The following is a 4,514-nucleotide window of genomic DNA, read 5'->3' on the forward strand; positions in this document are numbered from 1 at the left end:
GGTTGCTGTTGCTTCGGTTGTGCTCGGTAACGGACGCCGGCCGCTGCGGGCGGACCCCCCCACCCCGTCCCCTGCCCGCCGTACGCGGCCAACGGCCCGTCGTGGCGCGCGACCCGGCGAACGGCCCGTCGTGGCGCGGGAGGTGGCGACGGTGTGCCGGGCTCGCGAGATGGCGAGCGGTCCGCCGCGGCGCGTGGGGTGGCGAGCGGTTCCATCGTGGGCACAGGCGACTGCAACCCCTTAGGGGCGCGGGGAACTGCGCGACCAGTCCCCACCGGGTCGCGGCCGCCAAACGACCTGATCCGGCACCCCCTACCTCAGACCCCCGAACCATTTGTCACAATGGACGAACGCTTGTGCGTGCGTTCACAAACCGTCGACGTACCTCCCACCGAAGGTGACCCGTGGACCTCAAGACAGCCTCCGCCCTCCGACGCCTCCGCCTGGTCTCCGCTCCGGAGGCGATCTCGTTCCTGCTCCTGCTCGTCTGCTCGGTGCTGAAGCGGACCACGGACTTCAACGCCGTGCCGGTGATGGGCATGGTCCACGGTGTCCTGTTCATCCTCTACGTGATCTTCTGGCTCGACGCCTGGAACCGCACCAAGTGGTCCGCGAGGACGGGGATCTGGTTCTTCGTGCTCTCCGTGCTGCCGACCGGCGGTTTCTTCGCCGAGCGCAGGCTCAAGCGCGAGGCCGAGGACGCCGTCATCGCCTCCCGTGCCCGCAAGGAGCAGGAAGGGACCGTGAACGCATGATCGTCGCCTTTTCCGTGACCCCGCTCGGGGTCGGCGAGGACGTGGGGGAGTACGTCGCCGACGCCGTGCGGGTCGTGCGTGAGTCGGGGCTGCCCAACCGTACCGACGCGATGTTCACCTCGATCGAGGGTGACTGGGACGAGGTCATGGACGTCGTGAAGCGTGCTGTGGCCGCCGTGGAGGCGCGGGCGCCGCGGGTGTCGTTGGTGCTCAAGGCGGACATCCGGCCCGGCGTCACGGACGGTCTGACCTCCAAGGTGGAGACGGTGGAGCGGCACCTCGCCGACTGACCGAGCCGCGCCACGACAGTGACGAACCCCGGCCCGCGCGGGCCGGGGTTTTCTCGGTCCCCATGATTGAGCGATCGCTCAAAAGCGTGTACCTTCCTGCCCAATAGATTTGAGCGGTCGCTCAAACACCTAGCTCGCTTGGGGGGATCAATGGGGCTTTACATCGAGGCCCGCATCCGTGCCGATCTCGACGACCTCTGGGCACGGACACAGGAACCGTCCCAGCACCAGCGCTGGGACCTCCGCTTCACCCGGATCGCCTACCTCCCGCGCGGGGAGGGCGAGCCGCAGCGCTTCCGGTACGCCACGCGCGTGCTGCCCGGTCTCACCGTCGCCGGCACCGGCGTGTGCGCGGGGGAGCGGGAACGCCCCGACGGCACCCGCACCTCCGCCCTGCGCTTCTCCTCCCCGCACCCGCTCTCGCTCCTGGCGGAGGGCAGCGGCTACTGGCGCTATGTCCCCGACGGCGACGGCGTCCTGTTCCTGACCGGCTACGACTACCGTCCTCGCTGGGGCCGCGTCGGCGCAGTCGCCGACCGCCTGCTCTTCCGCCCGCTCATCGGCTGGGCCACGGCCTGGTCCTTCGACCGGCTGCGGCTGTGGATGGAGCGGGGGATCACCCCCGAGCGGGCCCTGTGGAACTGGCTGGCGGAGCTCCTGGCCCGCGCCCTCGTCGTGCTCGTCGCCTGCACCGGACTCGGCATGGAGCGCTTCCTGCACCTCTTCGGCCCGCTGGCCGCGTCGATGGCCTACGCCTGGCCACTTCTCCTCGCCGTCGTCATCTCGCTGGCCCTGTTCACGTCCCCCCTGCCCGGCACCCCGGCCGCCCGCCGCTGTCTGCGCCGGCCCGCCACACGCGTGCGTGCGCCGCGTGTCCTTCGCACCCTGGAGACCCCGCGATGACCTCGATGTTCCGCACGGTGATGGGCGCCGACTTCGACCGCCTGCACCCCCAGCTCCAGCGCCGCTTCTCGGTCGGCCTGACGACCGGCGAGGCCTGCGTCGGCCGGGGTGTGATGGAACGCGTCTGGCACGGCGGGGCCTTCGTGAAGCCCTTCCTGGCCCTCGGTACGACCCGCAACATCCTGGTGCCGAGACCGGGGCGCAACGTGCCGTTCGTGATCGAGAACGTGCCCTACGTGGACACCTACGGCCGTGAGACGGTGACCTTCGTGCGCACCTTCCACCTGTCCGGCCGCCCCCGCCGCTTCGACGCCCAGATGGTGCTGAGCCCCAAGGGCGACCGCATCCTCGACTACCTCGGCACCCACCAGCACCTGGCCAGCGAGCTCCACCTCCGCGCCGAGCCCGACGGCTCGCTGCTGATCCGCTCCGGGGAGCACCGGTTCCGGGAGGGCGTGGTGGACGTCCGGGTGCCCGAGCTGGTCGGCGCGCGTGCGGAGGTGCGGGAGTCGTACGACGACAGGGCGGGCCGTTTCCGCATCCGGGTCCGGGTCGTCAACCGGTACTTCGGTCCGCTGTTCGGCTACGAGGGCTCCTTCGAGGCGACGTACAGCGACATCGCGACCTGCGGTGTCCGCCCCGGTCTCCGTCCTCTCCGAGAGGAGGCGCGCGCGTGAGCCCCGAGTCCCCGAAGTCCCTGGAGACGAAGGCCAAACTCCTGGACGGCGCCCTGCGGGTCCTCACCGAACAGGGCATCGCCAAGACCTCCGCCCGTACGGTCGCGGCGGCCGCCGGGGTCAACCAGGCGCTGGTCTTCTACCACTTCGGCTCCGTCGACGAACTCCTCGCCGCGGCCTGCCGTTACGGGGCGGAGCGCGCGGTGGCCCGCTACCGGGAGCGGCTGGCCGCCGTGACCTCGCTGTCCGAACTCCTCGCGGTGGGGCGCAGGGTCCACGAGGAGGAGCGGGCCGGCGGACATGTGGCCCTCCTCGGCCAGCTGCTGGCCGGCGCCCAGACCCACGCCACCCTCGGCCCCGCCACCGCGGCGGGCCTGGAACTGTGGATCGCCGAGATCGAGCAGGTCCTCACCAGAGTCCTCACGGCCACGCCCTTCGGAGAGTTCGCCGACCCCGCGGGCCTGGCCCGGGCGGTCGCCGCCTCCTTCGTGGGCATCGAGCTGTACGAAGGAGTCGACGCGGCCGGGGCCACCTCGGCCCTGGACGCCCTGGAGCAGCTCGGCGTGCTCGTCGCCGCGCTGGAGGACCTGGGCCCGGTCGCCCAGCGCGCGGTGCGCCACCACCTCCGCAGGACCGGCCGCCGCTGACCCCGTCCCACCCCCCGACCCGAGAGGACACACCCCATGCCCGGCTCCGACAGCCTCTACGAGATCCTGGACGACCGCTTCCGGCCCTGCACCAACGGTGACAGCAGGCTGGAGGTCCTGTACGACGGCTGCCGTTGGGCCGAGGGACCCGTCTATCTGCCCGCCTGGCGGCAGCTCCTCTGGAGCGACATCCCGAACGACCGCCTCCTGCGCTGGGACGAGACCACCGGCACGGTCGGCGTCTTCCGCACCCCGGCCGGCAACACCAACGGCAACACCGTCGACCGCCAGGGCCGCCTCGTCAGCTGCGAACAGGGCAACCGCCGCGTCACCCGCACCGAGCCCGACGGCACGGTGACCGTCCTGGCCGAGCGCTACCAGGGCAAGCGACTGAACAGCCCGAACGACTCCGTCGTACGCTCCGACGGCACGATCTGGTTCTCCGACCCGGACTTCGGCATCCTCAGCGACTACGAGGGGCACCGGGCCGAGTCCGAGATCGGCGCGTGCCACGTGTACCGGATCGATCCGGCCACGGGCGAGGTGTCCCTCGCCGCCGACGGGCTGGACGGGCCCAACGGGGTGATCCTGTCCCCCGACGAGCGGCAGCTGTACGTCTCCGACTCCCGGGCGGCCCGGATCCACCGGTACGACGTCCACGCCGACGGCACGCTCTCCGGCGGCAAGGTCTTCGCCGAAGCTCGCAAGGGCGTCCACTTCGACAACATCCGCTTCGACGACGAGGGCCGGCTGTGGGCCGCCGCCCTGGCCGACGGCATCCACTGCTACGACCCCGACGGCACGCTGATCGGCCGCGTCCGGGTGCCCGAGCCGGTGGCCAACGTGACGTTCGGCGGCCCGAAGGGCAACCGGCTGTTCATCGCGGCCACGACCTCTCTGTACTCCCTGGTGATGTCGGTGACGGGAACGCCGCGGGTGTAGCGGTTGCCGGGCGGGCGCGGGTCGGTGGGGGCTGGTCGCGCAGTTCCCCGCGCCCCTAGGGGGTTGCGGTCGCCTGCGCCAGTAGGGACCGTTAGCCACCTTGCGCGCCACCACTGGCCGTCCGCCGGACCGAGGACGGACACCCCCCACCCCGGCCCCGACCCACGACGAAACCGTCGGCGCTACACACGCCCCCGCCGGAGCCGCAGCTGCGCCGCAGGCATCAGGGGCGCGGGGAACTGCGCAAAAACGCCCGCCCCCACCGGCCCGCACAGTCTGAAGTGCGAGACGGTGCTGACC

General features: G+C 71.6%; 6 protein-coding genes. All 6 read left to right on the plus strand.

What is annotated here, in order from left to right; all coding sequences use genetic code 11:
• Positions 1 to 404 precede the first annotated feature (404 nt).
• Positions 405 to 755, plus strand: a complete 351-nt coding sequence (locus ACFVYN_RS40990; RefSeq protein ID WP_390007929.1) for a DUF3817 domain-containing protein — start codon at positions 405 to 407, stop codon at positions 753 to 755.
• On the plus strand, positions 752 to 1,045 hold the full coding sequence (locus ACFVYN_RS40995; protein WP_020136527.1) for an MTH1187 family thiamine-binding protein: 294 nt from the start codon (positions 752 to 754) through the stop codon (positions 1,043 to 1,045). Before ACFVYN_RS40990 ends, ACFVYN_RS40995 begins: the two co-directional genes overlap by 4 nt.
• Before the next feature lie 150 nt (positions 1,046 to 1,195).
• Positions 1,196 to 1,948 (plus strand): hypothetical protein, encoded by a 753-nt coding sequence (locus ACFVYN_RS41000; RefSeq protein WP_390007932.1) that lies wholly within the window; start codon positions 1,196 to 1,198, stop codon positions 1,946 to 1,948.
• Complete coding sequence (locus ACFVYN_RS41005) at positions 1,945 to 2,625, plus strand: DUF4166 domain-containing protein (protein ID WP_390007935.1); 681 nt, start codon at positions 1,945 to 1,947, stop codon at positions 2,623 to 2,625. Before ACFVYN_RS41000 ends, ACFVYN_RS41005 begins: the two co-directional genes overlap by 4 nt.
• The gene (locus tag ACFVYN_RS41010) at positions 2,622 to 3,272 is read left to right on the plus strand and encodes a TetR/AcrR family transcriptional regulator (protein ID WP_390007937.1); all 651 of its coding nucleotides are present in this window, start codon (positions 2,622 to 2,624) and stop codon (positions 3,270 to 3,272) included. Before ACFVYN_RS41005 ends, ACFVYN_RS41010 begins: the two co-directional genes overlap by 4 nt.
• 36 nt (positions 3,273 to 3,308) lie before the next feature.
• Complete coding sequence (locus ACFVYN_RS41015) at positions 3,309 to 4,214, plus strand: SMP-30/gluconolactonase/LRE family protein (protein ID WP_390007940.1); 906 nt, start codon at positions 3,309 to 3,311, stop codon at positions 4,212 to 4,214.
• The last annotated feature ends 300 nt before the right edge of the window (positions 4,215 to 4,514 follow it).

Origin of the sequence: Streptomyces sp. NPDC058307 (assembly GCF_042880295.1) — a bacterium.
In the GTDB taxonomy this organism is placed as follows: domain Bacteria; phylum Actinomycetota; class Actinomycetes; order Streptomycetales; family Streptomycetaceae; genus Streptomyces.

Coding starts and splice junctions, on each gene's coding strand:
- ACFVYN_RS40995 (WP_020136527.1), top strand. CDS start 752: ATGATCGTCGCCTTTTCCGTGACCCCGCTCGGGGTCGGCGAGGACGTG.
- ACFVYN_RS41005 (WP_390007935.1), top strand. CDS start 1,945: ATGACCTCGATGTTCCGCACGGTGATGGGCGCCGACTTCGACCGCCTG.
- ACFVYN_RS41015 (WP_390007940.1), top strand. CDS start 3,309: ATGCCCGGCTCCGACAGCCTCTACGAGATCCTGGACGACCGCTTCCGG.
- ACFVYN_RS41000 (WP_390007932.1), top strand. CDS start 1,196: ATGGGGCTTTACATCGAGGCCCGCATCCGTGCCGATCTCGACGACCTC.